This window comes from Roseateles cavernae (assembly GCF_040187885.1).
In the GTDB taxonomy this organism is placed as follows: Bacteria; Pseudomonadota; Gammaproteobacteria; order Burkholderiales; family Burkholderiaceae_C; genus Roseateles_E; species Roseateles_E cavernae.
On sequence record NZ_JBDPLH010000008.1, the window covers coordinates 154,961 to 178,598 of the forward strand.

Genomic DNA, 23,638 nt, shown 5'->3' on the forward strand with positions numbered 1-23,638 from the left:
AATATCTCCTGTAGAAACGGTTCGTAGCTGGGGGCTTGGCCGGCGGTTTCAAGCCCGCCCCCGGAAGCAGGGGTCCAGTATGCCTTGCAACGGCCGATAATCATGGCAGGGATGGCCGCTGGGCGCGACAGCAAGATCAACGTACACGTGCCCGGTCCAGAAGGACCATGCCATGAATGCGATCAGCATACGCGCCCGGCTCGCCGCCCTGGTGGCCCTGATGCTCTTGTTACTGGCGGCCTCGGTGGGCAACAGCCTGCTGCGCCTGCATGAGGCCAACCAAAGGCTTGGCGCCACCTACCATGACCGGGTGGTACCGCTCAAGCAACTGAAGCTGGTGGCCGATGCCTATGCGGTGGGCTATGTGGACGCCGCCCACAAGATGCGCGATGGTGGGCTGACGCCGCCGGCCACCGTCAAGACCATCGAGGACAACCACCAGATCATCATCAAGAACTGGAAGGCCTACACCGAGACCCGACTGACGGCGGAGGAGGCTGCGCTGGTGCGCAAGGCCGAGGCCAGCATGAAGCTGGCCGATGTGGCCGGCCAGCGTCTGCTGGCCCTGGCACGGGCGGGCGACAAGCCCGGCATCGCGGCTTATGCCGCCGAGCAGATGTATCCGGCCATCGACCCGGTGGCCGAGATCCTGCTGGCGCTGACCGAGCTGCAGCTCAAGGTGGCCGAGTCCGAATACGAGGCCAGCCAGCAGGCCTTCAGCACCATGATCTGGCGCAGCCTGCTGATCTTTGCGCTGGTGCTGAGCGCCGCTGCCTGGGGCGCCTGGCTGATCGTGCGCTCGATCACCCGGCCCTTGTCGGCCGCAGTGCAGGTGGCCACCGCGGTGGCCGGCGGCGATCTGCGCACCCAGATCGAGGTCGAGGGCAAGGACGAGACCGCCCAGCTGATGGCGGCGCTGAAAACCATGAACGGCAGCCTGCTGGCCATGGTGTGCCAGGTGCGCGACTGCGCCGTATCGATCACCAGCGGCTCGTCGGAAATCGCCCGCGGCAGCATGGACCTGAGCCAGCGCACCGAAGAGCAGGCCAGCAGCCTGGAGGAGACGGCGGCGTCGATGGAGCAGCTGACCTCGACCGTCAAGCAGAACTCCAGCACCGCCGCCGAAGCCAGCCGGCTGGCCGACAGCGCCTCGGCCGTGGCCCAGCGCGGCGGCGCGGCGGTGCAGGGCGTGGTGCAGACCATGGAGGGCATCAGCGAGCAGTCGCGCAAGATCGGCGACATCATCGGCGTGATCGACGGCATCGCCTTCCAGACCAATATCCTGGCGCTGAATGCGGCCGTCGAGGCGGCCCGGGCCGGCGAGCAGGGCCGCGGCTTCGCGGTCGTGGCCGGCGAGGTGCGCACGCTGGCGGGCCGCTCGGCCGACGCGGCCAAGGAGATCAAGCAGCTGATCTCGGCCAGCGCCGCGCGCGTCGAGGCCGGCTCGGCCCAGGTGCAGGACGCCGGCCGCACGATGACCGATCTGCTGGCCCAGGTGCAGAGCGTCACGACGCTGANCACGCTGGCGGGCCGCTCGGCCGACGCGGCCAAGGAGATCAAGCAGCTGATCTCGGCCAGCGCCGCGCGCGTCGAGGCCGGCTCGGCCCAGGTGCAGGACGCCGGCCGCACGATGACCGATCTGCTGGCCCAGGTGCAGAGCGTCACGACGCTGATCTCCGAGATCAGCATGGCCAGCAAGGAGCAGAGCCAGGGCATCGACCAGGTTAGCGATGCGGTGATGCAGATGGACCAGGTGACCCAGCAGAACGCCGCCCTGGTCGAGGAATCGGCGGCCGCCGCCGAGAGCCTGCGGCTGCAGGCCGAGAGCCTGGGTCAGGCGGTCGCGGTATTCAAGACCTGAACCGGCCCTGTTCAGGCATCCCGCACATCGGCCAGCACCGTGTTGCCGAAATCGGCGCGCGCCAGATAGCGCAGCACCTTGGCGGCGGCGGCCTCGGGGCTGTCGAGCTGGCCCTCGGTCTTGAAGGCGGCAAAGCGCGGCTGGTCGGGGAAGGCGGCCGGGTCGCCGGCGCGCAGCTGGCCCTGCATCTCGGTGTCGATGATGCCCGGCGCCAGCGACACAACGCGGGCCCCGTGCTCGCGCCCGTCCTCGTCCAGCGCGATCGCACGCGACAGGTTGTCCATGCCGGCCTTGGCCGCACAGTAGGGCGCGCTGCCGGCCATCGCCCGCCGGCCCAGGCCGGAGGAGATGTTCAGCAGCCGCTTGTCGGCCGTCCAGTCGCGCGTGGCGCGCAAAAAGGCGCTGGACAGCAGCAGCGTGGCCTCCAGCCCGACGCGCAGCGCGCCCGACAGCTCGGCCAGCGGCACCGCATCGATCGGCCCGGGCGGCGTGATCACGCCGGCGTTGTTGATCAGGGCGGCGTGGCTGAAGCGGGCCGGGTCTTGCACCGCCAGCCAGGCTTGCAGGCGCTCGGCTGCGTCCAGCGGCTCGGCCAGGTCCTGCTCCCATTGCTCCAGGCCGGGTCCGGCGGCCAGGCTGGCGCTGCGGCGCCGCGAGATGCCGATGACAAGATGCTCGGGCGAGAGCAACTGGCGGGCGATGGCCTCGCCCATGCCGCGCGAGGCGCCGGTGATGATGTAGAGCTTCATGGCTGAGGGTTACGGTTGAAGATCAAAAGCAGATTGTTGGCCGGCAGCGAGCGGTACTCCCGCAAGCCCAGCCCGGCTTCGTCGGCCTGCTGCTGCACGGCCTCGAGATTGCGCAGGCCCCAGGCCGGATCGCGCGCGCGCAGATCGGCATCGAAGGCGAGATTGCTGGCCGCGGTGGCAAGACCGGGCACCACGAAGGGGCCGTAGATCAGCAGCAGACCGTCCGGGCGCAGATGGCGGGCGGCGCCCTGCATCAGGGCCGCGCAGCTGGCCCAGGGCGAGATGTGCAGCATATTGGCGCAATAGATCAGGTCCAGCGCCTGGTGGCTGGGCGGCAGCGGCCAGGCTTGCTGGTTCACATCCAGGCGCAGCGGTGCGCGGCCTTCGGGCCGCCAGGCGGCGATCGATGCCAGTGCCTGCGCGTCGGGGTCCGAGCCCTGCCAGTCCCAGCCGGGCAGCGCGGCGGCGAAATGGGCCAGATGCTGGCCGCTGCCGCTGGCGATCTCCAGCGCGGTGCCGCTGGGTGGCAGCAGGGTCAGCAGGGCGTCGAGGATGGGCTGCTTGTTGCGGCCGGCGGCGGGGGAATGCAGGGCGCTCATGGTTTTCAGAATTCCGGTGGGCAATCGAGGCTGAGCGCGCGCGCGGGCAGCGCCAGATGGCAGGCATGAAGAAAGAGCCTGGGAGCGGCCGGGCCGCCGTAGAGCGCGTCGCCGACGATGGCATGGCCCAGCGCCAGCATGTGCACGCGCAACTGGTGCGAGCGGCCGGTGATGGGCTCGAGCTCGACCCGCGTCTGCTCGCCTTCGTGCGCAAGGCTGCGGTAGCGCGTCAGTGAGGGCTTGCCGCCGATGGCATCGACCTGCTGGCGTGGCCGGTTCGGCCAGTCGGCGCTCAGCGGCAGGTCGATCTCGGCCCAGGCGCCGCCGGTGTCGAGCCGGCCCTGCAGCAGCGCGATATAGCGCTTGGCGACGCGACGCTCGGCGAAGTCCAGGCTCAACGCGCGCTGCATCGCGGCACCGCGCGCGAACAGCAGCAGGCCCGAGGTCGCCATATCGAGCCGGTGCACGGTCAGCGCGTCAGGGAAGCTCCGCTGCAGCCGGTGGACCGCGCAGTCCTGCTTGTCCGCGCCGCGGCCGGGCACCGACAGCAGGCCGGCGGGCTTGTTGACGACGATCAGGCCCGCGTCGGCATGCAGCACCTGCATCAGAACTGCTCGATCCAGCCCGATTGCAAGGCCGACTGCGGGTTGGAGCCGGCCGCGCGCACCGCCGCCAGTGCCTGCTCGGCAGTCAGGCCCAACGCCTTCAGCACGCAGGCCGCCACCGTGCCGGTGCGGCCGATGCCGGCCGCGCAGTGCAGCAGCGCGCGGTCACCAAGCACCAGACTGTGCTGCAGCAGCTCCACGCCCTTGGCGAAAGCGCTCGGGTCGGCGCCCAGGCCGAAATCGCGCATCGGCAGATGCTGCCAGCGAAACGGCAGCCGGCCCTCGGCAATCGCCTTGTGATAGGCCGGCGAGAGCTGGGCCACCTCTTCGAGCGGATTGAGGCAGACCACCAGGCTGAGGCTGCGGGCGCGCGCCTCGTCGAGAAAGCTGCCGAAAGACTCCAGGCGGCCGGGCATCGATTGCAGCCAGAGCTGACCGGCCACGCCGGCGGGGAGGGGGAGGGGTCGGAAAGCCATGGCCGGCATTCTCCACCACGGCGCCGCGTCGCGCCGCGATCAGGGCAGCTCGGGCCGGTGCAGCACGCCCAGCGCCTGCTCGCGCATGGCCTGGCGGGCGCGCAGCAATTCATCCAGTTCTACCGCCACCGCACGCTCGGCCTCGGCCTGGCCGAGGGCGCGATGACAGGCCAGTGCGGTGCGCAAGGCCGGCAGCCGCATATTGAAGCTGCCATGGCCGGGCGCGGGTGCCAGCAGCCCGTCCAGCCAGGCCAGGCCCTCGGCCGGCCGACCCCGGCGCAGCGCCAGTTCCGCCAGGCTTTGCTCGGCGGCCAGGCGGTTGTAGCCGGTGCCTTGCTCGCTGTACTGGCGATGGGCGGCCGTCAGCCAGGGTTCGGCCTGGTCCAGGCGGCCGCACAGCAGGGCCAGATGCGCGGCGGCGAGCTGCAGGCTCGCCCGCGCGGTGAGCGGCAGGCGTTCGTCGGCCAGCAGGCCGCTGGCCTGGGCCAGGAAACGCGGCGCATGGACCAGCGCGATCTGCGCGGCCGCCTCCCCGGGGCCATGCAGCAACTCCTCGTAGGCCAGGCTCAGCGACAGCAGCAGGTTGATGAAGGCCAGGGCCAGCAGATTGCTGTCGTGCGACTCGCGGGCCAGCGAGATGGCCCGCATATGCATCAGCTCGGCATGGCTGACGTCGCCGAGCCGGGCGTGCACATGGGCGGCGCAGCTGAGCGTGCGCGGCAGCAGCTCGGCCGAGTCGCCGGCGGCGGCCAGGGCCTCCAGGCTGATCGGCCTGGCCTCGTCGGCCAGCCCCAGCTCGGCCAGCGCAAACGCGGCCAGGCTCAGACCGTCGACCTCGGTCCGGGCGTTGCCGCAAAGCCGCCCGAGCCGACCCACTTCCAGTGCCGGCAGATAGACCTGCCAGAGCGCGCCCATCTGCCAATGGGCGCGTGCCTGCATCAGCAAGGCCTGGGCGCGCTGCGCATCGGGCAGCGCGGGGCTCAGGGCCTGCGTGGCCAGCGCCAGTGCCACCGACCATTGCTGCCGGGCCAGCGCGGCATCGGCCTGCTCCAGCAGCTGCAGGGTCTGCTCGGCGGGGGCGGGCGAGGGCGATGCGGGGCGGGAGGGCGCGTCGGGCATGGTCGGCATCGGAAGGGCTTGCTGGGACTTTATGCCAAGCCGGCGCCGCATCCGGGGTGGGCTTTCGAGCATCCGCGGCGGCCCCGCTACTATGCTAGCCACTGACAACAACCGGGACGGAACTCCGCATGATCGAGACAGTAAAAGGCCTGCGCGCGGCGCTGGTCGCCGCCGGGCTGGCCGCGCTGGCGGCCGGCGCGCTGGCCGACTTCGAACTGAAGGACGAGCAGGGGCGGCGCATCCTGCTCAAGGATGACGGCAGCTGGCGCTATGCCGATGCGGCCGCGCCCGCAGCACCCGCTGCGCCGGCGGCGCCGGCCAAGCCGCTGCTGCAGGCCGAGCTGCGCTTGGAGCGGCGCATCGAGGCGCCCGGCGGTTGCCGCTTCGAGCTGGCCTTGAGCAACAAGCTGGACTACGAGATTCGCAGCGTGGTGCCCGACTTCACCGTGCTGCGCACCAACGACGTGGCCTATATGACCCAGCTGACCGGCTTTGGTCCGGTGCGGCCGGGCGACGAGCATAGACGCGCGCTGCAGTTCGCCGGCATCGGCTGCGGCGAGATCGCCAAGCTGCAGGTGCATGGCGGCGACCGCTGCGAGATGGGCGAGCTGAACAAGTTCACCGAGTCCAAGGGGGCCTGCCTGGCCCTGCTGAAGGTCTTGCCCAGCGACTTGCTGCCCTTCGAGAAGAAGGCCGAGACGCCGGCCAAGAAATAGGCTGCGCGGCCGCCTCAGCTCAGCGCAGCCTGTTGCGGCAGCGCCATGAGGTCGTGGCGCGCCTGCCGGCGCGTATCGTCCCGCTCGGCCAGGGCCTGCTCCAGATCGGCCCGCGTGCAGGCCGCTTCGCCGGCCAGCGCCAGCGCCTGCTGGCAGGCCAGGGCGCTGCGCAGCGCGGCGATGCGCAGGCTCTGTACCCCGTGAGTGGTCTCACGGTCGAGCTCCGGCCGCAACCAGGTCAAGGCCTCGTGATGCCGGCCGCGCCGATGCAGCAGTTCGGCCAGCACCTGGCGGCCGGCGTGCAGGTAGAAATGGCTGGACAGCGCGGTGCTGTCGGCGATGACCTGCCGCAGCTGCGGCTCAGCCTCGTCGGCCCGCTCGGCCAGCATCAGCAAGCGAGCGATCGCCAGTCGCATCCCCACCTGGCGCTCCTCCTGGATGCGGCCGTCCAGCAGCAGACCGCGCGCCTGGCTCAGATGGTGCAGCCCGCGCTGCAGCACCGCCCGTGCCGCCTCCGGCTGAGCCTGCTCCAGCAGTTCGGCATGAGCATGGGCGAAGCTCACCAGCAGGTTGGCATAGGCCTGCTGCAACTCGCCGCTGTGGGCGGACTCGCGGGCCATCGACAGCGCCTCCATATGCAGCGGCTCGGACAGCTCGGGCTGCCCGGCCAGCGCGTAGGCATGGGCCGCGCAGCTCAGCGCGCTCGGCAGGTGCGGGTGCTGGCCCGGCTCGCGCGCCAGCACCAGCGCCCGCAGCGCCGGCATCAGCGCCTCGTTCACCAGACCCAACTCGCTCAGACCCAGGGCCGCCAGCCCGAGCGCCCGGATACGCTGGCCGGTCGGCAACGGCAGGGCCGCCGCGCGCAGCGCCGCCGGGTGGACCTGGCTCAGATGACCCTGCCACCAGTGGCTCATCGCAAGCTGCAGTTGCAACTCGCCATGCGCCGGCGTGCCGCCAGCTGCGCTCAGGGCCGCCTCGGCCAGGCCTTGCGCGTAGTCCCAGCGGTGGGCCAGCATGGCGGCCTTCACGGTCGCCAGCGTCGCGGCGGCATCTGCTGCGGGGTCAATAGGCGGCATGGCGGCGGGCGGGTCGGTCTGCGTGGCGTCGCTGCCCAGTATGCCTGCGCCGTCAGCGCGCTCAGGACACGATGTAGGCGCCAGCGCCGCTGCTGAGCAGGCGGCCCTCGGCGTCCTTGAATTCCATGCGGGTCGAGGCCACGCGGCTGCCCAGGCGCAGCACCTCGGCCGTGGCGTGGAAGCAGGGGCCGGTGGCCGGGCGCAGGTAGTCGATGCGCAGGTCTATGGTGCCGAGCTTGCCGAAGCGCGCCAGCCGGGCCAGCGGCGCCTCGTCCATATGGCGCGCGCCGGTCGCCGCCATCACGGCCAGCCCGCCCATCGCATCGAGGGTCGCGCTGATCACACCCCCATGCAGACGCTGGTGGGTGAAATGGCCGATCAGCTCGGGCCGCATCGTGATGTGGGCCTTGACCCGGTCGGCCTCCAGGCTGTCGATCCGCAGGCCCAGCACCTGGTTGAAGGCGATGTGCTGCTCGAAGATCTCGCACAGGCGCTGGACGAACTCGGCTTCAAACAGGCTGGAGTGACAGGTCATGCCCCCAACGGTAGCGCATTTTCAGATCGGTTCAGGGGCGAACGGTGATCTCGTTCTTGACCGCCTTGACGCCGTCGACCTTCCAGGCCAGCGCCTCGGCGGTGCTCTTTTCGGTGCTGTTCTTCGCGAAGCCCGACAGCATCACGGTGCCCTTCATGGTCTCGACGCTGATGGCCGAGGCCGCGACATTGGTGTTGTCGACAAAGCGCGCCTTGACGGCCGTGGTGATGGCCGCATCGTCGACATAGGTGCCAACCGATTGCTGGCCGCGGGTGACGGCGCAGCCGGTGGTGGCGAGCAAGGCCAGCGTGGTCAGGCCGATGGCGAAAGTGTGGCGAATGGTCATGAGAATCTCCTTGGAGTGGTGAGGGCAGTGGACTGCGCAAGTTGCGACAAGCCATGACTGCACTGTAGAAACTTTGTCGATATCGGCCCATAGGCGCACAGCGCCAGCCCATGTAGGACGCCGACTACGGCAAGCCGAGGCCTCCTCTGCTAGGCCGCAGCCCAGGGTGATTTGCATACTGCGTTCACTCCATCAACCCAAGAGGATGCCTTCATGAACACCAGTTTCAAGATCAAGTCTGCACTGCTGATTTCCGCCCTGCTGGCCCTGCCCATGGCCCAGGCCGCCACCATCAGCAAGGACGAGTACAAGGCCGGCAAGACCCGCATCAGTGCCGAGTACAAGGCCTCGAAGGCCAGCTGTGATGCGATGTCGGGCAATGCCAAGGACGTCTGCCAAGAGCAGGCCAAGGGCAAGGAGAAGGTGGCCCTGGCCGAACTCGAGTACGCCCACAGTGGCAAGCCGGCCGATCAGACCAAGCTGCTGACCACCAAGGCCAAGGCCGAGTACGAGGTGGCCAAGGAGAAGTGCGACGACAAGGCCGGCAACGACAAGGATGTCTGCGTCAAGGAGGCCAAGGCCGCCGAGACCAAGGCCCTGGCGGACGCGAAGCTGGGCAAGCAGGTCGGCGAGGCGCGCAAGGATGCCGTCGAGGACAAGCGCGATGCCGACTACAAGGTGGCCCTCGAGAAGTGCGACGCGCTGGCGGGCGATGCCAAGAGCGCCTGCATCTCCGGTGCCAAGGCCCAGTTCGGCAAGAGCTGACCTTTGCTCGCTGATCCTCGCCTGCGGGCGAGGCCGAACCCGTGATCAGCCGATCACGGGTTTTCTTATTTCTGGCGCGGCTCGGACCGCAGATCGAACTCGCGCAGCATCACCGGCTCCAGTGCGCCCTGGGCGACGCGGCGCTGCACGGCCAGGGCCAGCTCGGCCGAGAAGGCCTCGAAGGTCTCCAGCGGATCCTCGTCCTGCGAGCCGGGGCGGAAGCAATGATGCAGGGTCGCGCGACTGACGCTGGCGCCCACCTGACCGGTGCCGACCGGAACATAGAAGCGGACGGTTTCCGACGGCTGGTGAAAAAAAGCGGCGTGGGACATGGTGGGGCCTGCGGTTGACTGCGTACGGCGCGAGGCCGGGAGTGGTGTTGCCCGTCTGTGCCGGCTTCTCGCCCGAGGCTAACCCTTATTCGTCCGCGGCGTGGGATTGTTTTGCTACCTTGCCCGCGCTGGCGTTCCCGTGAGCTTGCTATCTATTCTATATTTCGATTAAGATGGAAATATGGAAGAGCAGCAAGTCATCAAATCGCTGGCCGCGCTGGCCCAGGCCGCGCGGCTGCAGGTGTTCCGGGCCCTGGTCGTGGCCGGCCCGGCCGGCCTGACGCCCAGCGCACTGGCCGAGCAGTTGGCGCTGCCCGGCTCGACGCTGTCTTTTCATCTGAAGGAACTGCTGCATGCCGGCCTGGTGACTCAGGAGCGCGATGGCCGCCACCTGATCTACCGCGCCGCCTATGAGCAGATGAACGCCTTGCTGGCCTATCTGGCCGCCAACTGCTGCCAGGGCGAGGCCTGCCTGCCCGACCCCAACAAGATGTGCTGCCCATGACGACATTCAACGTTCTGATTCTCTGCACCCACAACTCGGCCCGCAGCGTGCTGTCCGAGGGCATGCTGAACCACCTCGCCGTGCGCTTGGGCCGCGACGTCCGCGCGCACAGTGCCGGCAGCGCACCCAGCGGCCGCATCAACCCCTTCGCCATCGAAGCGCTCAGCAACGCCGGCATCGAGACCGACGCCTACCGCAGCAAGAGCTGGGACGAGTTCACCGGCCCCGAGGCGCCGCCGCTGTCCCTGGTGATCACCGTCTGCGACAGCGCCGCGGCCGAGCAATGCCCGGTGTTCTTCGGAGCGAACCGTGATGGAGGCCAGCCGGTCAAGGTGCACTGGGGCTATGCCGATCCGTCGAATGCCGAAGGTGGCGACGAGGGCAAGCGCCGCGCTTTCGAGCTGACCCGCCAGGCCATCGGCTACCGCATGCTGCAGTTGCTGCAGCTGCCGCTGGAGTCGATGAGCAGGCCGGAGCTGCTGGCAGCGCTGAACGCCATCGCGAAGAGCTGAGGCGCGACCATGCATGCAAGCACCTCCCAGAAGCTGCTGGCCGAGGGCCTCGGCACCGCGCTGCTGCTGGCGGTCGTCATCGGTTCCGGCCTGATGGCCGAGCGCCTGTCCGGCGGCAATGTGGCAATCGCGCTGCTGGCCAACACCCTGGCCACGGTGGGCGGCCTGTACATCCTGATCGAGGTCTTCGGCCCCGTCAGCGGTGCGCATTTCAATCCGGCCGTCAGCGCCGTGATGGCCTGGCGCGGCGAGCTGCCCGCGGCCATCCTCCTGCCCTATGTCGGCGCCCAGCTGCTGGGCGCGATGCTGGGCGCCTGGCTGGCCCATGCGATGTTCGATCTGAGCATCCTGCAGTTCTCCAGCAAGCCCAGGAGCGGCACCGGGCAGTGGATCGCCGAGGGCGTCGCCACCTTCGGCCTGCTGCTGGTGATACTGCGGGCGCCGGCTTCGCGGGTGGCGGCCATGGTCGCGGCCTATATCGGCGCGGCCTACTGGTTCACCGCTTCCACGGCCTTTGCCAACCCGGCCGCTGTGTTCGGCCGCATGTTCAGCGACAGCTTTGCCGGCATCGCGCCGGCCAGCGCGCCGGGCTTTGTCCTCGCCGAGCTGCTGGGCGCCGCGCTGGCGCTGGGCGTGCATCGGCTGCTGCGGCCGGCGACTGCCCGCCAGTCTTCCCATCCTTCTGCCTCCGAGCGCCATGTCTGATCCGCTGTTTCCACAAGCCAGCTTGCCGGCCCTGCAAGCGGCCCTGTTCGAGCCACCGACCCAGGAGCGCCTGAGCGTGGCCGCGCCGTCCCGGCACCGGCCGCGCTTCCTGCTGCTCTATGGCTCGCTGCGCGAGCGCTCCTACAGCAAGCTGGCCGTGCTGGAAGCCGGCCGGCTGCTGGAGGCCATGGGGGCCGAGGTGCGCGTTTTCGACCCGGCCGGCCTGCCGCTGGTGGATGGCGCGCCGGACACCCACCCCAAGGTGCAGGAACTGCGAGCGCTGGCCCAGTGGTCCGAGGGCATGGTCTGGTGCTCGCCGGAGCGCCATGGCGCGATGACCGGGCTGATGAAGACCCAGATCGACTGGATCCCGCTGAGCAGCGGCGCGGTGCGGCCCACCCAGGGCAAGACCCTGGCGGTGATGCAGGTCTCGGGCGGCAGCCAGTCCTTCAATGCGGTCAACCAGATGCGCATCCTGGGCCGCTGGATGCGCATGCTGACCATCCCGAACCAGAGCTCGGTGGCCAAGGCCTTCCAGGAGTTCGACGAGGCCGGCCGCATGAAACCCTCCAGCTACTACGAGCGCATCGTCGACGTGATGGAGGAGCTGATGAAGTTCACGCTGCTGACCCGCGATGTCTCGCCCTATCTGGTGGACCGCTACAGCGAGCGCAAGGAAGACGCCGAGGCGCTGAGCCGTCGCGTCAACCAGTCCAGCATCTAGCGCGCCATGGACCGCCCCGACGTCCTCATCATCGGCGGGGGTCAGGCCGCGCTGTCGCTGGGCTATTTCCTGCGCCGCAGCCGGCGCAGCTTCCTGATCCTCGATGCCGAGGACGGCCCCGGCGGTGCCTGGCGCCATGCCTGGCGCTCGCTGCGCCTGTTCTCGCCGGCGCAGTGGAGTTCGCTGGCGGGCTGGCCGCTGCCGCCCGAGCCGGGCCAGAGCTATCCCTCGCGCGAGCATCTGCTGGACTATCTGGCGCGCTACGAGCAGCGCTATGAGTTGCCGATTGAGCGGCCGGTGCTGGTCGACAGCGTCGAAGCCTCGCCCGAGGGCCTGCTCGTCCGGGCCGGCGCGCGGCAGTGGCGGGCCCGCAGCGTGGTCAGCGCCACCGGCAGCTGGCGCCATCCGGTCGTGCCGGTCTACCCGGACCAGGCCGCCTACCGCGGCCGCCAGCTGCATTCGGCCCGCTATCAAGACCCGACCCCGTTTGCCGGCCAGCGCGTGCTGGTGGTGGGCGGCGGCAACTCCGGCGCACAGATCCTGGCCGAGCTGTCGGAATATGCGGCGCAGACCGTCTGGGTCACCGAACGGCCGCCGCAGTTCCTGCCCGACGAGGTCGACGGCCGGGTGCTGTTCGAGCGCGCCACCGCGCGCTGGCTGGCCCAGCAGCGCGGGGAGCCGGCCGAGGTGCTGCCCGGCGGCTTCGGCGACATCGTGATGGTGCCGCCGGTGCGGGCCGCGCGCGAACGCGGCGTGCTGACGGCGCGTCCGCCCTTCGAGCGCTTCACGGCCGAGGGCGTGGTCTGGCCCGATGGCCAGGCGCAGGCCTTCGACGCGGTGATCTGGTGCACCGGCTTCCAGCCCGCGCTGGACCATCTGGCGCCGCTGGGCCTGCCGGAGCCGGACAGCGGCCGCATCGCGGTGCACGGCACGCGCAGCATTGTCGAGCCGCGGCTGTGGCTGCTCGGCTATGGCGACTGGGTCGGTGCGGCCTCGGCCACCCTGGTCGGCGTGATGCGCAGCGCGCGCAGCACGGCGCTGGAAATCGACGACTACCTGAACCAACTGGACGCGCCGGCCGGGCCGACGCCCTGAGGCGGCAGCCCATCGCTGCGCCGCCCTCATCTTTGACTAGATAGATGCTATTGACAACCAAATCCGCGAGGACTACCGTGCGAGCAACTAGTTGCTATCCACAACCTCATGAATACCTCCTCCGCCTCGGCCGGCGAACTGCTGCGCGAAGTGGCGCGGCTCTACACCCGGGCCCAGCGCCTGGTGGCCGACTGCTGCCAGACCACGCCGACCCAGTGCCACATCCTGACCGAGCTGGCTCGGGCTGGTGTCGCGCTGCCCATGTCGGAGCTGGGCACGCGGCTGCTGCTGGAGAAGAGCTGGGTCAGCCGCGCCGTCGAGGGCCTGGCGGCCAAGGGCCTGGTCCTCAAGACCGACAACCCCGTCGATGCGCGCAGCTGGCTGGTGGGCCTGAGCCCGGCTGGCGAGGCACGGGTTAGCGAGCTCAACGGCTTGCTGGACGGCCATGCGGAGCAACTGCTGGCCACGCTTCCAGCCCCGCAGCGCGAAGCGGTGCAAACCGCGCTGCTGCTGCTGCTCAAAACCCTGCGGGCGGATCACAGCGCGATGTGCTGCCTGCCCGCCAGCGAACGGAACAAGGACGGATAAATCATGACCACCCTCCCTATCTCCCTGCGCCAGGCCGGCCCGGCCGACTGGCCCGCGATCAGCGCGCTGCTCGGCGCCCACCGGCTGCCGCTGGACGGTGCCCGCGAGCATCTCGCGCACTTCCTGCTGGCCCAGCAGGGCGGCGAACTGGTCGGCTGCGCCGGCATCGAGCGCTACGGCGATATCGGCCTGCTGCGCTCGGTGGCGGTGGCGCCCGGGCTGCTGCAGCAAGGCATCGGCGCCCGCCTGCTGGCCACGCTCCTGGATGAGGCCCGGCGGCGTGGCCTGCGCCGGCTCTTCCTGCTGACGACGACGGCCGCCGGCTATTTCGAGCGTCTGGGCTTCGAGCACGTCGAACGCGCCGCGCTGCCCGCCGCACTGCAGGCTTCGGCCGAGTTGCGCGGCGCCTGCCCGGCCTCGGCCACCGCGATGGCGCTGCTGCTGGTTGAGGACGATGCCCCGACCCAGGCTGGCTCCGCCGGCGATCTGCCGGTGGCCGTGCTGGGCGCCGGCCCGGTGGGCCTGGCCGCTGCCGCCCACTTGCTGGAGCGCGGCATCACGCCGCTGATCCTTGAGGCCGGGGACTCGGTCGGTGCGCACCTGCTGGATTACGGCCATGTGCGCCTGTTCTCGCCCTGGCGCTACAACCTCGACGCCGCGATGGCCCGCCAGCTGCGTGCCGGCGGCGGCTGGCAGGCGCCACCCGAGGACGAGCTGCCGCTGGCGCGCGAGATCGTCGAGCGGGTGCTCCAGCCCTATGCCGCGCTGCCGGCGGTGGCGGCCGCGCTGCGGCTCGGTACCCGCGTGACGGCGCTCAGCCGCGAGGGCTTCGACAAGGTCAAGACCACCGGCCGCGAGCAGGCGGCGTTCGTGATCCGCGCCACGCAGAGCGATGGCCGGACCCTCGAGCTGCGCGCCCGCGCGGTGATCGACGCCACAGGCACCTGGGGCCAACCCAACCCGGCCGGCGCCAACGGCCTGCCGGCGCTGGGCGAGCCCGAGCTGGCGGCTCGCATCGCCTATGGCATTCCCGACGTGCTGGGCGCGGCGCGCTCGCGCCATGCCGGCCGCCGCACCCTGGTGCTCGGTGCCGGCCATTCGGCCGCCAATGCGCTGCTGGCCCTGGCCGAGCTGGCGCAGCAGGTGCCCGGCACCCGCCTGGCCTGGGCCACCCGCACGGCCGCGCCGGCGCGTGCCTTCGGCGGCGGCGCGCTGGACGCGCTGCCGGCCCGCGGCCAGCTCGGCAGCGCACTGCGGGCGCTGCGCGACGAAGGCCGGCTGGAGTTCTTCGGCGGGCTGCGCATCGCCGCGCTGCGCCAGGAGGAAGACGGCAGCCTGACCGTGCAAGGGCAAGACCTGACCCTGAGCGGCTTCGACGAGTTGATCGTCGCCACCGGCCAGCGCCCCGATCTGAGCCTGGGCAGCGAGCTGCGCCTGAAGCTCGACCCCTGGCTGGAGTCGACCGAGGCCCTGGGGCCGCTGATCGATCCCAATCTGCACAGCTGCGGCACGGTGCGCCCGCATGGCCATCGCGAGCTGGCCCATCCGGAGCCGGGCTTCTACACCCTGGGCGTCAAGAGCTATGGCCGCGCACCGACCTTCTTGATGGCCACCGGTTTCGAGCAGGCGCGCTCGGTCGCGGCGGCGCTGGCCGGCGACACCGAGGCGGCCGACCGGGTCGAGCTGGAGCTGCCTCAGACCGGCGTCTGCAGCAGCGGCCCGGCCGTGCGCCGTGGCTGCGGCAGCAAGGCCGGCGCCGCCAGCACCGCCTGTTGCGGCTGATGCGCATGGCGGCCTTGCAGCGCAGCGGCACGGTGGCGGCGCTGGGCACGGCCCAGACCCTGGCCTGGGCCTCGTCCTACTACCTGCCGGCGATGCTGGCCGCGCCGATGGCCGCTGACCTGGGGGTGAGCAGGCCGACGGTGTTCGCGGCCTTCTCGATGGCCTTGATCGCCAGTGCGCTGCTGGGGCCCTATGCCGGCCGGGCCATCGACCGCTGGGGCGGCCGGCCGGTGCTGATGGGCAGCAGCCTGATGTTCGCGCTGGGGCTGGCCGCGCTGGGCCTGGCGCGCGACGGGGTCGGACTGTTCGCGGCCTGGCTGCTGCTCGGGCTGGCGATGAGTGGCGGGCTGTATGAAGCGGCCTTCTCGACCCTGGTGCGGCTGTATGGCCACGAGGCGCGCAACAGCATCACCGGCATCACCCTGATCGCCGGTTTTGCCAGCACCGTGGGCTGGCCCTTGTCGAGCCTGATGGAGCTGCAGTTCGGCTGGCGCGGTGCCTGCTTCGCCTGGGCCGGCCTGCATCTGCTGCTCGGCCTGCCGCTGAACTGGCGCTTGCCCGAGGTCGACCGGCCCGCTGCCGGGCCGAAGCCGGATGTCGCAAGGGCCGCGACGGCTGCCGCCGGGCCGACGCTGGTCGGCTCGCGCCATGCGGCCGCCTTGCTGGCGGTGGTGTTCGCCATCACGATGTTCATCAGCACCGCGATGGCCGCCCATCTGCCGGGCCTGCTGCAGGCCGCGGGCGCCAGCCTGGCGGCGGCCGTGGCGGTCGGGGCCCTGGTGGGGCCGGCGCAGGTGGCCGGCCGGTTGCTGGAGTTTGGCCTGCTGCGGCGGCTCCATCCGCTGCTGTCGGCGCGGCTGGCGGCGCTGATGCATCCGACCGGCGCGGTCCTGCTGGCCGGCTTCGGCGCGCCGCTGGCCGCCGTGTTCGCACTGCTGCATGGCGGTGGCAATGGCGTGCTGACGATTGCCCGGGGGACCTTGCCGCTGGTGCTGTTCGGGCCGCAAGGCTACGGCCACCGGCAGGGACTGCTGGCGGTGCCGGCGCGCTTTGCCCAGGCGCTGGCGCCCTGGTTGTTCGGTCTGCTGCTGGCGCGCTGGGGCGCGCAGGCCATGTGGTTCTCGGCCGGGCTGGGGCTGATGGCCTTTGTCGCGCTGGCCGCGCTGAGTGCGGACCCGCCGCACGAGGAACCGTGATTTTTGCCGGCCTTGCGCGATCTTGTGCCGCCGGCCTGCCTGGTAATTGCCCGGGCTTGCTTCCATAGTTTGAACAAGGCGCCTGCGCGTTGTCGGCGGCGTCCGACGCCGGCCGGCGCTGCCCGCCGACAGCGCCGGACCGCCTCCCTGCCTACGATGGAGGCGTCTCAGCGAAGGAGTGCGGACATGACGGGCTCAGCAGCTTCTGCCTCGGTTGGCGCCTGTCGCTGCCTGATGGCTTGTCTTTGCGCCGCAGCCCTGGTTTCGCCGGCGTTGGCGCAGGATCTGTCCGAGCGGGTCGCGCTCGATGGCTCGGTACTCAGACTCAGCGTGAACCAGGGCGAGCCCTTGGCGACCAGCGGCGCGGTGCCGGCGCTGGGCCCCGGGGCGCTCGCCTCGTCGAGCGCGCGCCAGACCATGGTGTGGATGCGGCCTCGCGCGGGAGCGCTGGGTCTGGGCCTGGGTGTGGAGCAGCGCGAGGGCCTGCTGCCCGCTAACGGCGGCGCGCGCCAGGCCGGTCTGTTGGTGGGCGTCTCGCTCGCCACCGGGCAGCGCTCCGAACTGGTCCTGCAGACCCCGCTGCTGAATGCGCCTCGAACCGTGCCCGAGCCGGGGCTGGCGTCGGCCGACGAGGCCCGCCAGCTGCGCATGGGTCTGGTGTTCGACAGCCGCAAGCCCTACGAGGATCTGCGCCGCGGCGTGCGCGTCGAGCTCAGCGGCCAGACCACCGTGTCCTTCAAGCCGCGCGGCGGCCGCATCGGCGTCACGGTGCAAAGCCGCTGGTGACACGGCGGCCCCCGGGCTTGCAACGGTCGGCCTTGTCCTACAGCAGGAAGCGGCGTGCCGATATAGCCGGCCCGGCCGGGCTCGACCAAGATCAGTGCATGGGCCATCGCGGTGGTGGCCCAGGCAGTCATCAAGGAGCAGCCCCATGATCAGCAAACGCATAGGCATCGTCTCGGCCCTGCTGGCCGGCATCGCGCTGTGGCGCCGCCAGGCCCGCCGCCAGCAGCACGCTGCGGTGGCCGGCGGCCCCGTCAAGCCCCAGGAGGTCCATACCTGGGAAGGCGAGGGTGGCGCCTTGCGCGGCAGTGGCAGCCAGCTCGGCCCGGCACCCTCGCAATGAGCCCCGAGCGCCCGCTCCAGCATGATGTGAACGCGCTGTTCGCCGAGCTGCGCGCCGCCAATGAAGAGTGCTTCGATGCGCTGCGGCAAACGCCGTCCGAGAGAGTCGCGCAGGCGCAGCGTCAGCTGCTGCTGGCACTGGAACTCAGCTGGCGGCTGGAGGAGCTGGTGTTGCTGCCGGCGCTGCGCCGCAGCGGCCTCAATACCGCCGAGATCGAGCAGGAGATGGAGGTGCTGCGCGAGGCGGCCGACATGCTGGCCAGCGACACGCTCGATGCCTCGGCCGCTCATATCGTGCTGGGCGCGATCGAGGGCATCGCGATGCTGCGCGCCAAGCGCATCGGCGCCGCGCTGGCCTCGGCGACCCAGGCCGGGCCGCTCGACAACGCCCGGCTCGCCGATGAGTTCCAGCAGATGCTGGAGCGCTGGCGGGGCGAGCTGCGAGGTGATCAGCAAGGCCCACCGGCCTCCCGGCCGCACTGAGACCCGGGGCTCAGCCGGCGCACCGAAGCAGCAGCAGTGCCAGCCACTGCGGCCGCCAGCTCAGCGTGAAGGCGATCAGCAGGGCCGCGCCGGCCAGGGTCATCACCCAGACCAGCGAGGCCATCGAGACATGGTCGACGCTCAGGCACAGCCCCAGCGAGCCCAGCAGACCGGCGGCGCCCAGCAGGCGCAGGCCGCCCACGGTGGCGGGCTTGAGCGGCCTGGGGCCGCACACCTGCTGCCAATGCACCTCCATGGCCAGCGCCAGCCAGCCCAGGCCGGCCACGGTGGCGGCCAGCGCCGCCAGCAGCATCAGGGGCTCACGCATGGGCGGCCTCCGCCACAGGGCTGCTGCTGGCCAGGCGCGCGCGTCGACCGAGCCGGCGCGCCGCCAGCACGGCCAGCGCGGCGCTGGCCAGCAGCGCCACATCGACGCCGGCCACCGGCCAGTAGGCGCGGCCCAAGGTGCTCAGCAGATGATCTCCGGTGCTGGCCCAGTTCAGCAGCACGGCGGTGATCGCCAGGGCAGCCACCGCCCAGCACTGCTCGCCCCAGGCCGGTGCGATGCGGCCCTCGGACACCGGCGCCGTGCGCCACAGCGCATGGGCAAAAGCCAGCAGCCAGGCGCCCCAGAAGCCGTACTGCTCCCAGTCGCCGCGTGCCGGCAGATCGCCGGGCAGCAGGCGGTTGGCGATCAACACGGCCATGGTGGCGATCAGCATGCCGGTCACCGTGGTGACGGCCAGCGCATCGACCCAGCGCGCGCCGCTGAGCCCTTGCTTGGCATGCTGGCGTTTGCGCTTCTCGACGAAGAAGATGAAGCCCGTCGCGATGCAGACGCAGCCCGACAGCCCGCCCAGCACATAGAGCCAGCGCAGCAGCCAGTGGCGGAAGTGCTGCAGATGCAGGCCGGTCAGGAAGTTGTTGATGCCGGCCACCACGGTGACCGGGGGGTCCTCGCGGATCAGCGCGCCGCTGCTGCCCTTGAAATGCATGCCCTCGCCGGTCAGCGTGACCCGGTCGGTGCCGGCGCGGTAGATGCTGACATAGGCATTGGCGTCGCCGACATGCTGCACGCTCAGGAAGCCGACCTCGCCGGCCATGCCCTTGGCGGCCCAGCGGCGCTGGGCCTCGGCCACCATCGCGTCGACCGAGGCCAGCGCGGCCGGCTGACCGGCGCGCTGGGCCGGCAAACCGGTTTCCATCGCCTCGTGCTGCTCATGCAGCTCGTGCAGCGGCTCCAGCTGGGTGTGGGTGACCGGGAAATAGATGCCGCCGAAGATCACCAGCCCCGACAGCGCGAAGATGAAGTGGAAGGGCAGGGCGACGACGCCGGTCAGGTTGTGCAGGTCCAGCGCGCTGCGCTGGGTATGCTTTTTCGGCCGGAAGGTGAACAGCTCGCGGAAGATCTTGCGGTGCATCACGACGCCGCTGACCAGGGCCACCAGCATGATCAGCGCGGCGAAGCCGACGATCCAGGTGCCGAGGTTTTTCCAGTGCAGGTTCAGGCTGTAGTGCAGCGGGTAGAAGAACTGGCTGCCGATCTTCAGATGGTCTTGCGGCAGTGGGCGGCCGTCGCGCGGATCGATGGTCAGGCTGCCCCAGACCAGGTCGTCGGCCTGCTTGGCATTGGGCAGCACAAAGCTGGTGAAGACGCTGAGCACCGGGTCGCGGTGCGTGGTGTAGGCGCCCCAGCTGTTGACGACCGGGAAGCTGTCGGCCATCGGACCGTTGACGCGCTCGCGCGCGGCCTCGATATTGGCCGCGTCGGGCTTGGTCATGGCCTTGAACACCGGTTGCAGCACCCGGTCGAACGAAGGCATCGGTTGCGGCGCGAAGCGCGATTCGGGAATCGCCCAGCGGTCGATCTCGCGATCGAACACCGACAGCGAGCCGAAGAAGAACACCACCATCAGCACAAAGCCCAGCACCAGGCCGAACCAGGTGTGCAGCCAGGCCATGGTGAGCCGGAAGTTCTGGAACACGGGTCTTACTCCTTGGGTCAGGGATTCAGAGCAGCGCGCGCTGGACCAGCCAGGCCGCCGCAGTCATCAGCGCGCCGCCCCCCGCCAGCACGCCCCAGACGCGGGCCAGGTTGCGGGCCGCGAAAGCCCACAGAAACAGCCCGAGGAAGAGGAGGAAGGCCAGCATATAGCTGAGCGACTCGGCATCGTGGAAAGGCATGCCGGCCGCGAACATCGACGCGATGAACAGCGCGACAAAGCCCCAGCAGAAGGCATAGCCGCCCAGCATCGCCGCCGCGATGCGGGCGACGATGTGCAGGCGGGACGGAGGGGTGAATGGGGTTGGGCTCATCGCGTGTCGCCGTCGCTCACCAGCGGTAGGCCAGCGAGCCCACCAGCTTGCGCTGGCTGCCGAACCAGCAGTCGCCGCGCTCCAGGCAGGAGGCGATATAGGTCTTGTCGGTGGCATTGCTGATATTGAGCGCGGCATGCCAGGGGCCCCGGTCCCAGGACACCATCAGGTCCAGCAGGTTTGTCGAGGGCACGCTGGTGATGTCGGCGCCGTCCGCGGTCTTGCCCACATGGCGCAGCCCGACGCCGGCCTTGAAGCCGGCCAGGCCGTAGGCGTCGAGCCGGTGCGTGGCCCAGACCGAGGCGCTGTGCTTGGGAATGCTGCTGAGCTGCTTGCCCAGATAGGCCCGGTCGCTGCCCTCGACCTTGGACTGGTAGGCGTCCATATAGGTGTAGCTGGCCAGCAGATCCCACTGGCGCAGGCTGGCGTTGAGCTCCAGCTCCAGGCCCTTGACCGTGACCTCGCCGCGCTGCACCGAGAAACCGACATGAGCAGGGTCCGGGTCATTGGTCAGGCGGTTGGTTTCGCGCAGCTCGTAGACGGCCGCGGCCGCCGTGATATTGCGGTTGACCGGTGCCCATTTCAGGCCCAGCTCGATCTGCTTGCCCTGCTTGGGTCTGAAGGTCTTGCCCTCGAAGTCCTTGCCCGCCACCGGCTCAAAGGACTCGGCATAACTGGCATAAGGCGACCAGCCGCCATCCATCAGGCGCACCAGGCCCAGGTTCTTCGAGGTGGCGGAATCACGGGCATCGCCGCTCTTGACCTGGTCGTGGCGCAGGCCGGCCACCAGCACCCACTGCGGGCCGAACTTGATCTGGTCCTGCACGAGCAGCCCGGTCTGGCTGACACGGCTGATGTCGGCATTGACGGCGGACAGCGCCGGCAGCGGGAAGCTGCCATAGACCGGCTTGTAGACATTCAGCGCCGTGGCGGCGCCATCCCAGGACTTGTGGCCGCTGCGCGAGCGCATCGCGTCGACGCCCAGCAGCACGGTGTGCTGGATGGCGCCCAACTGCAGCCGGCCTTCCAGCAGCAGGTCGCTGTTGGTGATGCGGTTACTGTCGTCGTTGGCAGACCAGGTGCGTTTCAGGTACTGGCCCTTGTCATTTTCCGTGCCGTCGGCATCGACGTAGCCCTCCCACCAATTGGCATACATCGTGCGCATCTGGCCGTCGACGCGGTCATGGCGCAGCCGGTGCGTCAGCTTCCACTGCTCGTCCAGACGCTGCTCCCACTCGTAGCCCAGGCGCTTGCGTTCGCCGCCGTAGCGGTCCCAGTCGGGCTCGCCGATGAAGACCGAGGGCGACAGATAGCCCTGGGGGCCGGGGCGCAGCGTGCCGGCGATCGGGAAGAAGGCATTGGTGTTGCCGGTCTTGTCCTTCTGGTACTCGCCGTAGACGCTCAGCTTGGCGCCGGCGAACGGTGTCCAGCTCAGCGAGGGCGCGACATACTGGCGCTCGTCGTAGGCATGGTCGACCTGGGTGCCGCTGTCCTTGACCAGGCCGACCACCCGGTAGAGCATGCTGGCGTCGCTGTTCAGTGCGCCACCCAGATCGGCGTAGATCTGCTTGTGGCCGTTATTGCCGAACTGGACGCCGAGCTCGCGCAGGCTCTCGGCCTGCGGTCGCTTGGACACCAGGTTGACGACGCCGCCGGGGCCGTTCTGGCCGGCGATCACCGAGGCCGGGCCACGCAGCACCTCGATGCGCTCGAAGGCATAGGGCTCGTTGCGCACCACGCCCCACCAGCCGCTCAGCGGCAGGCGCAGGCCGTCCAGCAGGGTCGAGCCCTCGCTGCCGCCGCGCAGCGAGAACCAGTCGCCGCGGTTGTCCAGGCCGTACATCTCGGAGCGCACGCCGGCGCTGTAGCGCAGCACCTCCTGCATGGTCTGCGAGCTCTGGTCGCGGATCTGGTCGGCGCTGATCACCGAGATCGACTGCGGCACCTCGCTGAGCGGTGTGTCGGTCTTGGTGGCGGTGGCGCTGCGCTTCGCGACATAGCCGTTGACCGGACCGCCGGCGCTTTCCTTGTCGGCCGCAGCCTTGATGCGCACCGTCGGCAAGGCCTCGGAGGACTCGGGGGCAGGGCTGCTCTGTGCCCACAGCGCGGACGGCAGCACAAACAGCAGCGCGGTGGCGCGGGCGATGGCGTGGGGACGCCAGGACTTCTGGGGGCTCATCAGCGGACAACTCCAGCGGGAATCAGGGGCGGAAAACGAGGGCGGGCATGCTGCCGGGGCAGGTGCATCCGCTGTCGGGAGATTTCCGTGGCTGGCGATGGCTGGCGTGTCGGGCGGGCGGTCACGCGCAGCGAGACCGCAAGAAGCGTAATCTTAATTGAGAATGATTCCCGTTATTGAACTCGTCAGCCGGTCCGGTGGTGTTGATGCAACGACCGTGCGCTCTGCACACGCTTGCCAGCTTAGCAAAATACTGTATATTTACACAGTATTGAGCGAGAGTCATCTCGCCAACAAACCCGAGCGAGGGCATCAGTATGAATCTCAATCTGAACGACCCAGACAGCATCATTGCCTGGTGGCGCGAGTTTCCCGAGCGCCACTGGGACTATCTGGATGTGTTTGCCAAGCAGCCGCAGTTCATGGCCGCCGTGCGCCAAGCACGCTTGCGCATCCGCAGCGATCCGCAGCTCGCGCCCATCCTGAACCGGGCGGTGAGTTCGGGCGCGGATCGCCGGCGCGCGATGGCGGCCTTGCTGACGCGGGCGCGTGATCTCGAGGTCGACGATGAGGCCTTCGGTCCCGGCGCCTACGGTTCGCACTGAGCGCGGCGCTCCCCACGTTTTTTACCTTGCAGTTGCCGGGCGTTTGTTCTTCACGACCCGCGCGTTTACCCGACGGCCTTCTGAGGCCGTCGGGCTTTTTTGCGTTCCAGGCTGTTCAGCCGGCCTGCCGATATCAGCGATGAAGAGGAGGCTCCCACGGCATCGATATCATCGAATTTCCGAGTGCATATCCAGGGGGAGTGATGATGAGAAGATTCTTGCTTTGTGCTGGTCTGCTGATGACCTCCGCCGCGCCGGCTTTCGCGGCCGATCGCTCGCCCGCCTGCGAGGCGAAACGGGCGGCCATCGAGACCCAGATCACCCAGGCGCAAGCCAGAGGCCGCAGCCAGGAAGTTGCCGGCCTCAACAGGGCCTTGGCCGCCAACAAGGCCCGATGCACCGACGCCTCCCTGGCCAAGGAGAGGGAGACGCGCATCCGGGCCGCGGAGCGCAAAGTCGCCGAGCGCGAGAAGAGCCTGCGCGAAGCGGAGCACAAAGGGGATGCGAAGAAGATCGCGTCGAGAAAGACCAAGCTCGATGAGGCCCGCCATGAGCTGACGGAAGCGGAGAAGCCCGTCGGCTCCTGATCGCGTCGAGTGGACCGGTGACGGGCGGCACGCCAATCCAGCGGCTCGATGGCGTTC

At 69.8% G+C, this 23,638-nt stretch carries 29 protein-coding genes; 16 read left to right on the plus strand and 13 right to left on the minus strand.

What is annotated here, in order from left to right; translation table 11 throughout:
* Positions 1-172: 172 nt before the first annotated feature.
* Positions 173-1,861: a methyl-accepting chemotaxis protein gene (locus ABGI63_RS19565; RefSeq protein ID WP_349744089.1), complete on the plus strand. Its 1,689-nt coding sequence runs from the start codon at positions 173-175 to the stop codon at positions 1,859-1,861.
* Between the two features lie 11 nt (positions 1,862-1,872).
* Here the strand turns inward: ABGI63_RS19565 and ABGI63_RS19570 are convergent, their stop codons facing one another.
* Genes ABGI63_RS19570 through ABGI63_RS19590 form a run of 5 tightly spaced genes read right to left on the minus strand, consistent with a single transcriptional unit; the run spans position 1,873 to position 5,418 of the window.
* On the minus strand, positions 1,873-2,610 hold the full coding sequence (locus ABGI63_RS19570) for an SDR family NAD(P)-dependent oxidoreductase (RefSeq protein WP_349744091.1): 738 nt from the start codon (positions 2,608-2,610) through the stop codon (positions 1,873-1,875).
* On the minus strand, positions 2,607-3,209 hold the full coding sequence (locus ABGI63_RS19575) for a DUF938 domain-containing protein (RefSeq protein WP_349744092.1): 603 nt from the start codon (positions 3,207-3,209) through the stop codon (positions 2,607-2,609). The genes ABGI63_RS19570 and ABGI63_RS19575 overlap by 4 nt, the downstream gene beginning before the upstream one ends.
* Before the next feature lie 5 nt (positions 3,210-3,214).
* Positions 3,215-3,814 (minus strand): RluA family pseudouridine synthase, encoded by a 600-nt coding sequence (locus ABGI63_RS19580; RefSeq protein WP_349744093.1) that lies wholly within the window; start codon positions 3,812-3,814, stop codon positions 3,215-3,217.
* The gene (locus ABGI63_RS19585; protein ID WP_349744094.1) at positions 3,814-4,290 is read right to left on the minus strand and encodes a protein-tyrosine phosphatase family protein; all 477 of its coding nucleotides are present in this window, start codon (positions 4,288-4,290) and stop codon (positions 3,814-3,816) included. The genes ABGI63_RS19580 and ABGI63_RS19585 overlap by 1 nt, the downstream gene beginning before the upstream one ends.
* A 39-nt stretch (positions 4,291-4,329) precedes the next feature.
* Positions 4,330-5,418 carry a hypothetical protein gene (locus ABGI63_RS19590; RefSeq protein WP_349744095.1) on the minus strand — a complete coding sequence of 363 codons (1,089 nt, stop codon included), beginning with the start codon at positions 5,416-5,418 and terminating at the stop codon, positions 4,330-4,332.
* Between the two features lie 119 nt (positions 5,419-5,537).
* On the opposite strand from ABGI63_RS19590, the gene ABGI63_RS19595 reads away from it, so the two are divergent.
* Complete coding sequence (locus ABGI63_RS19595; protein WP_349744096.1) at positions 5,538-6,125, plus strand: hypothetical protein; 588 nt, start codon at positions 5,538-5,540, stop codon at positions 6,123-6,125.
* A 14-nt stretch (positions 6,126-6,139) separates the two neighbouring features.
* On the opposite strand, the gene ABGI63_RS19600 is transcribed toward ABGI63_RS19595, so the two are convergent.
* The 3 genes from ABGI63_RS19600 to ABGI63_RS19610 form a co-directional block, all read right to left on the minus strand.
* Positions 6,140-7,201, minus strand: a complete 1,062-nt coding sequence (locus tag ABGI63_RS19600; protein ID WP_349744097.1) for a hypothetical protein — start codon at positions 7,199-7,201, stop codon at positions 6,140-6,142.
* A 61-nt stretch (positions 7,202-7,262) separates the two neighbouring features.
* Positions 7,263-7,736, minus strand: a complete 474-nt coding sequence (locus ABGI63_RS19605) for a thioesterase family protein (RefSeq protein ID WP_349744098.1) — start codon at positions 7,734-7,736, stop codon at positions 7,263-7,265.
* 31 nt (positions 7,737-7,767) lie between these two features.
* Positions 7,768-8,082 carry a BON domain-containing protein gene (locus ABGI63_RS19610; protein WP_349744099.1) on the minus strand — a complete coding sequence of 105 codons (315 nt, stop codon included), beginning with the start codon at positions 8,080-8,082 and terminating at the stop codon, positions 7,768-7,770.
* Positions 8,083-8,295: 213 nt separating this feature from the next.
* Here ABGI63_RS19610 and ABGI63_RS19615 point away from each other — a divergent pair, with 213 nt between their 5' ends.
* Positions 8,296-8,847, plus strand: a complete 552-nt coding sequence (locus ABGI63_RS19615; protein WP_349744101.1) for a hypothetical protein — start codon at positions 8,296-8,298, stop codon at positions 8,845-8,847.
* A gap of 65 nt (positions 8,848-8,912) precedes the next feature.
* Here the strand turns inward: ABGI63_RS19615 and ABGI63_RS19620 are convergent, their stop codons facing one another.
* On the minus strand, positions 8,913-9,179 hold the full coding sequence (locus tag ABGI63_RS19620; RefSeq protein ID WP_349744102.1) for a hypothetical protein: 267 nt from the start codon (positions 9,177-9,179) through the stop codon (positions 8,913-8,915).
* Between the two features lie 181 nt (positions 9,180-9,360).
* Between ABGI63_RS19620 and ABGI63_RS19625 the strand changes: the two genes are divergently transcribed.
* The 11 genes from ABGI63_RS19625 (at position 9,361) to ABGI63_RS19675 (ending at position 17,894) form a co-directional block, all read left to right on the plus strand.
* Positions 9,361-9,684: an ArsR/SmtB family transcription factor gene (locus tag ABGI63_RS19625; RefSeq protein ID WP_349744104.1), complete on the plus strand. Its 324-nt coding sequence runs from the start codon at positions 9,361-9,363 to the stop codon at positions 9,682-9,684.
* Positions 9,681-10,196: an arsenate reductase ArsC gene (locus tag ABGI63_RS19630; protein ID WP_349744105.1), complete on the plus strand. Its 516-nt coding sequence runs from the start codon at positions 9,681-9,683 to the stop codon at positions 10,194-10,196. Before ABGI63_RS19625 ends, ABGI63_RS19630 begins: the two co-directional genes overlap by 4 nt.
* Before the next feature lie 9 nt (positions 10,197-10,205).
* Positions 10,206-10,901: an aquaporin gene (locus ABGI63_RS19635; RefSeq protein WP_349744106.1), complete on the plus strand. Its 696-nt coding sequence runs from the start codon at positions 10,206-10,208 to the stop codon at positions 10,899-10,901.
* A complete protein-coding gene (gene arsH / locus ABGI63_RS19640) occupies positions 10,894-11,625 on the plus strand; it encodes an arsenical resistance protein ArsH (RefSeq protein ID WP_349744107.1) in 732 nt (243 codons plus the stop codon). The genes ABGI63_RS19635 and arsH overlap by 8 nt, the downstream gene beginning before the upstream one ends.
* A 6-nt stretch (positions 11,626-11,631) precedes the next feature.
* Positions 11,632-12,720 carry an ArsO family NAD(P)H-dependent flavin-containing monooxygenase gene (locus tag ABGI63_RS19645; protein WP_349744108.1) on the plus strand — a complete coding sequence of 363 codons (1,089 nt, stop codon included), beginning with the start codon at positions 11,632-11,634 and terminating at the stop codon, positions 12,718-12,720.
* 108 nt (positions 12,721-12,828) lie between these two features.
* Entirely contained in the window at positions 12,829-13,308 is a 480-nt protein-coding gene (locus tag ABGI63_RS19650; RefSeq protein ID WP_349744109.1) for a MarR family winged helix-turn-helix transcriptional regulator, read from the plus strand.
* 3 nt (positions 13,309-13,311) lie between these two features.
* Positions 13,312-15,090: an arsenic resistance N-acetyltransferase ArsN2 gene (gene arsN2, locus ABGI63_RS19655; protein WP_349744110.1), complete on the plus strand. Its 1,779-nt coding sequence runs from the start codon at positions 13,312-13,314 to the stop codon at positions 15,088-15,090.
* 5 nt (positions 15,091-15,095) lie between these two features.
* Positions 15,096-16,286, plus strand: coding sequence for an MFS transporter (locus tag ABGI63_RS19660; RefSeq protein ID WP_349744184.1), 1,191 nt, complete (start codon positions 15,096-15,098; stop codon positions 16,284-16,286).
* A gap of 234 nt (positions 16,287-16,520) precedes the next feature.
* On the plus strand, positions 16,521-17,072 hold the full coding sequence (locus ABGI63_RS19665) for a hypothetical protein (protein ID WP_349744111.1): 552 nt from the start codon (positions 16,521-16,523) through the stop codon (positions 17,070-17,072).
* Positions 17,073-17,217: 145 nt separating this feature from the next.
* On the plus strand, positions 17,218-17,412 hold the full coding sequence (locus ABGI63_RS19670) for a hypothetical protein (RefSeq protein WP_349744112.1): 195 nt from the start codon (positions 17,218-17,220) through the stop codon (positions 17,410-17,412).
* Positions 17,409-17,894, plus strand: coding sequence for a hypothetical protein (locus ABGI63_RS19675; RefSeq protein ID WP_349744113.1), 486 nt, complete (start codon positions 17,409-17,411; stop codon positions 17,892-17,894). Before ABGI63_RS19670 ends, ABGI63_RS19675 begins: the two co-directional genes overlap by 4 nt.
* A 10-nt stretch (positions 17,895-17,904) precedes the next feature.
* Here the strand turns inward: ABGI63_RS19675 and ABGI63_RS19680 are convergent, their stop codons facing one another.
* Genes ABGI63_RS19680 through ABGI63_RS19695 form a run of 4 tightly spaced genes read right to left on the minus strand, consistent with a single transcriptional unit; the run spans position 17,905 to position 22,389 of the window.
* Entirely contained in the window at positions 17,905-18,222 is a 318-nt protein-coding gene (locus tag ABGI63_RS19680) for a DUF3325 family protein (protein WP_349744114.1), read from the minus strand.
* Positions 18,215-19,879, minus strand: coding sequence for a PepSY-associated TM helix domain-containing protein (locus ABGI63_RS19685; protein WP_349744115.1), 1,665 nt, complete (start codon positions 19,877-19,879; stop codon positions 18,215-18,217). Before ABGI63_RS19685 ends, ABGI63_RS19680 begins: the two co-directional genes overlap by 8 nt.
* 25 nt (positions 19,880-19,904) lie before the next feature.
* A complete protein-coding gene (locus ABGI63_RS19690; protein WP_349744116.1) occupies positions 19,905-20,210 on the minus strand; it encodes an iron uptake protein in 306 nt (101 codons plus the stop codon).
* A 16-nt stretch (positions 20,211-20,226) separates the two neighbouring features.
* Positions 20,227-22,389: a TonB-dependent siderophore receptor gene (locus ABGI63_RS19695; protein WP_349744117.1), complete on the minus strand. Its 2,163-nt coding sequence runs from the start codon at positions 22,387-22,389 to the stop codon at positions 20,227-20,229.
* A 317-nt stretch (positions 22,390-22,706) separates the two neighbouring features.
* Here ABGI63_RS19695 and ABGI63_RS19700 point away from each other — a divergent pair, with 317 nt between their 5' ends.
* Entirely contained in the window at positions 22,707-22,994 is a 288-nt protein-coding gene (locus ABGI63_RS19700) for a hypothetical protein (RefSeq protein ID WP_349744118.1), read from the plus strand.
* A 239-nt stretch (positions 22,995-23,233) separates the two neighbouring features.
* Positions 23,234-23,581, plus strand: a complete 348-nt coding sequence (locus tag ABGI63_RS19705; protein WP_349744119.1) for a DUF1090 domain-containing protein — start codon at positions 23,234-23,236, stop codon at positions 23,579-23,581.
* The last annotated feature ends 57 nt before the right edge of the window (positions 23,582-23,638 follow it).

Bases quoted from the DNA above. Each gene is read 5' to 3' on its own strand.
- ABGI63_RS19650 (WP_349744109.1), top strand. From the start codon at position 12,829: ATGAATACCTCCTCCGCCTCGGCCGGCGAACTGCTGCGCGAAGTGGCG.
- ABGI63_RS19675 (WP_349744113.1), top strand. From the start codon at position 17,409: ATGAGCCCCGAGCGCCCGCTCCAGCATGATGTGAACGCGCTGTTCGCC.
- arsN2 (WP_349744110.1), top strand. From the start codon at position 13,312: ATGACCACCCTCCCTATCTCCCTGCGCCAGGCCGGCCCGGCCGACTGG.
- ABGI63_RS19595 (WP_349744096.1), top strand. From the start codon at position 5,538: ATGATCGAGACAGTAAAAGGCCTGCGCGCGGCGCTGGTCGCCGCCGGG.
- ABGI63_RS19645 (WP_349744108.1), top strand. From the start codon at position 11,632: ATGGACCGCCCCGACGTCCTCATCATCGGCGGGGGTCAGGCCGCGCTG.
- ABGI63_RS19695 (WP_349744117.1), bottom strand. From the start codon at position 22,389: ATGAGCCCCCAGAAGTCCTGGCGTCCCCACGCCATCGCCCGCGCCACC.
- ABGI63_RS19615 (WP_349744101.1), top strand. From the start codon at position 8,296: ATGAACACCAGTTTCAAGATCAAGTCTGCACTGCTGATTTCCGCCCTG.
- ABGI63_RS19665 (WP_349744111.1), top strand. From the start codon at position 16,521: ATGGCTTGTCTTTGCGCCGCAGCCCTGGTTTCGCCGGCGTTGGCGCAG.
- ABGI63_RS19575 (WP_349744092.1), bottom strand. From the start codon at position 3,209: ATGAGCGCCCTGCATTCCCCCGCCGCCGGCCGCAACAAGCAGCCCATC.
- ABGI63_RS19680 (WP_349744114.1), bottom strand. From the start codon at position 18,222: ATGCGTGAGCCCCTGATGCTGCTGGCGGCGCTGGCCGCCACCGTGGCC.
- ABGI63_RS19635 (WP_349744106.1), top strand. From the start codon at position 10,206: ATGCATGCAAGCACCTCCCAGAAGCTGCTGGCCGAGGGCCTCGGCACC.
- ABGI63_RS19610 (WP_349744099.1), bottom strand. From the start codon at position 8,082: ATGACCATTCGCCACACTTTCGCCATCGGCCTGACCACGCTGGCCTTG.
- ABGI63_RS19580 (WP_349744093.1), bottom strand. From the start codon at position 3,814: ATGCAGGTGCTGCATGCCGACGCGGGCCTGATCGTCGTCAACAAGCCC.
- ABGI63_RS19700 (WP_349744118.1), top strand. From the start codon at position 22,707: ATGAATCTCAATCTGAACGACCCAGACAGCATCATTGCCTGGTGGCGC.
- ABGI63_RS19660 (WP_349744184.1), top strand. From the start codon at position 15,096: ATGGCGGCCTTGCAGCGCAGCGGCACGGTGGCGGCGCTGGGCACGGCC.
- ABGI63_RS19625 (WP_349744104.1), top strand. From the start codon at position 9,361: ATGGAAGAGCAGCAAGTCATCAAATCGCTGGCCGCGCTGGCCCAGGCC.
- ABGI63_RS19600 (WP_349744097.1), bottom strand. From the start codon at position 7,201: ATGCCGCCTATTGACCCCGCAGCAGATGCCGCCGCGACGCTGGCGACC.
- ABGI63_RS19630 (WP_349744105.1), top strand. From the start codon at position 9,681: ATGACGACATTCAACGTTCTGATTCTCTGCACCCACAACTCGGCCCGC.
- ABGI63_RS19620 (WP_349744102.1), bottom strand. From the start codon at position 9,179: ATGTCCCACGCCGCTTTTTTTCACCAGCCGTCGGAAACCGTCCGCTTC.
- ABGI63_RS19605 (WP_349744098.1), bottom strand. From the start codon at position 7,736: ATGACCTGTCACTCCAGCCTGTTTGAAGCCGAGTTCGTCCAGCGCCTG.
- ABGI63_RS19590 (WP_349744095.1), bottom strand. From the start codon at position 5,418: ATGCCGACCATGCCCGACGCGCCCTCCCGCCCCGCATCGCCCTCGCCC.
- ABGI63_RS19570 (WP_349744091.1), bottom strand. From the start codon at position 2,610: ATGAAGCTCTACATCATCACCGGCGCCTCGCGCGGCATGGGCGAGGCC.
- ABGI63_RS19705 (WP_349744119.1), top strand. From the start codon at position 23,234: ATGACCTCCGCCGCGCCGGCTTTCGCGGCCGATCGCTCGCCCGCCTGC.
- ABGI63_RS19690 (WP_349744116.1), bottom strand. From the start codon at position 20,210: ATGAGCCCAACCCCATTCACCCCTCCGTCCCGCCTGCACATCGTCGCC.
- ABGI63_RS19585 (WP_349744094.1), bottom strand. From the start codon at position 4,290: ATGGCTTTCCGACCCCTCCCCCTCCCCGCCGGCGTGGCCGGTCAGCTC.
- ABGI63_RS19670 (WP_349744112.1), top strand. From the start codon at position 17,218: ATGATCAGCAAACGCATAGGCATCGTCTCGGCCCTGCTGGCCGGCATC.
- arsH (WP_349744107.1), top strand. From the start codon at position 10,894: ATGTCTGATCCGCTGTTTCCACAAGCCAGCTTGCCGGCCCTGCAAGCG.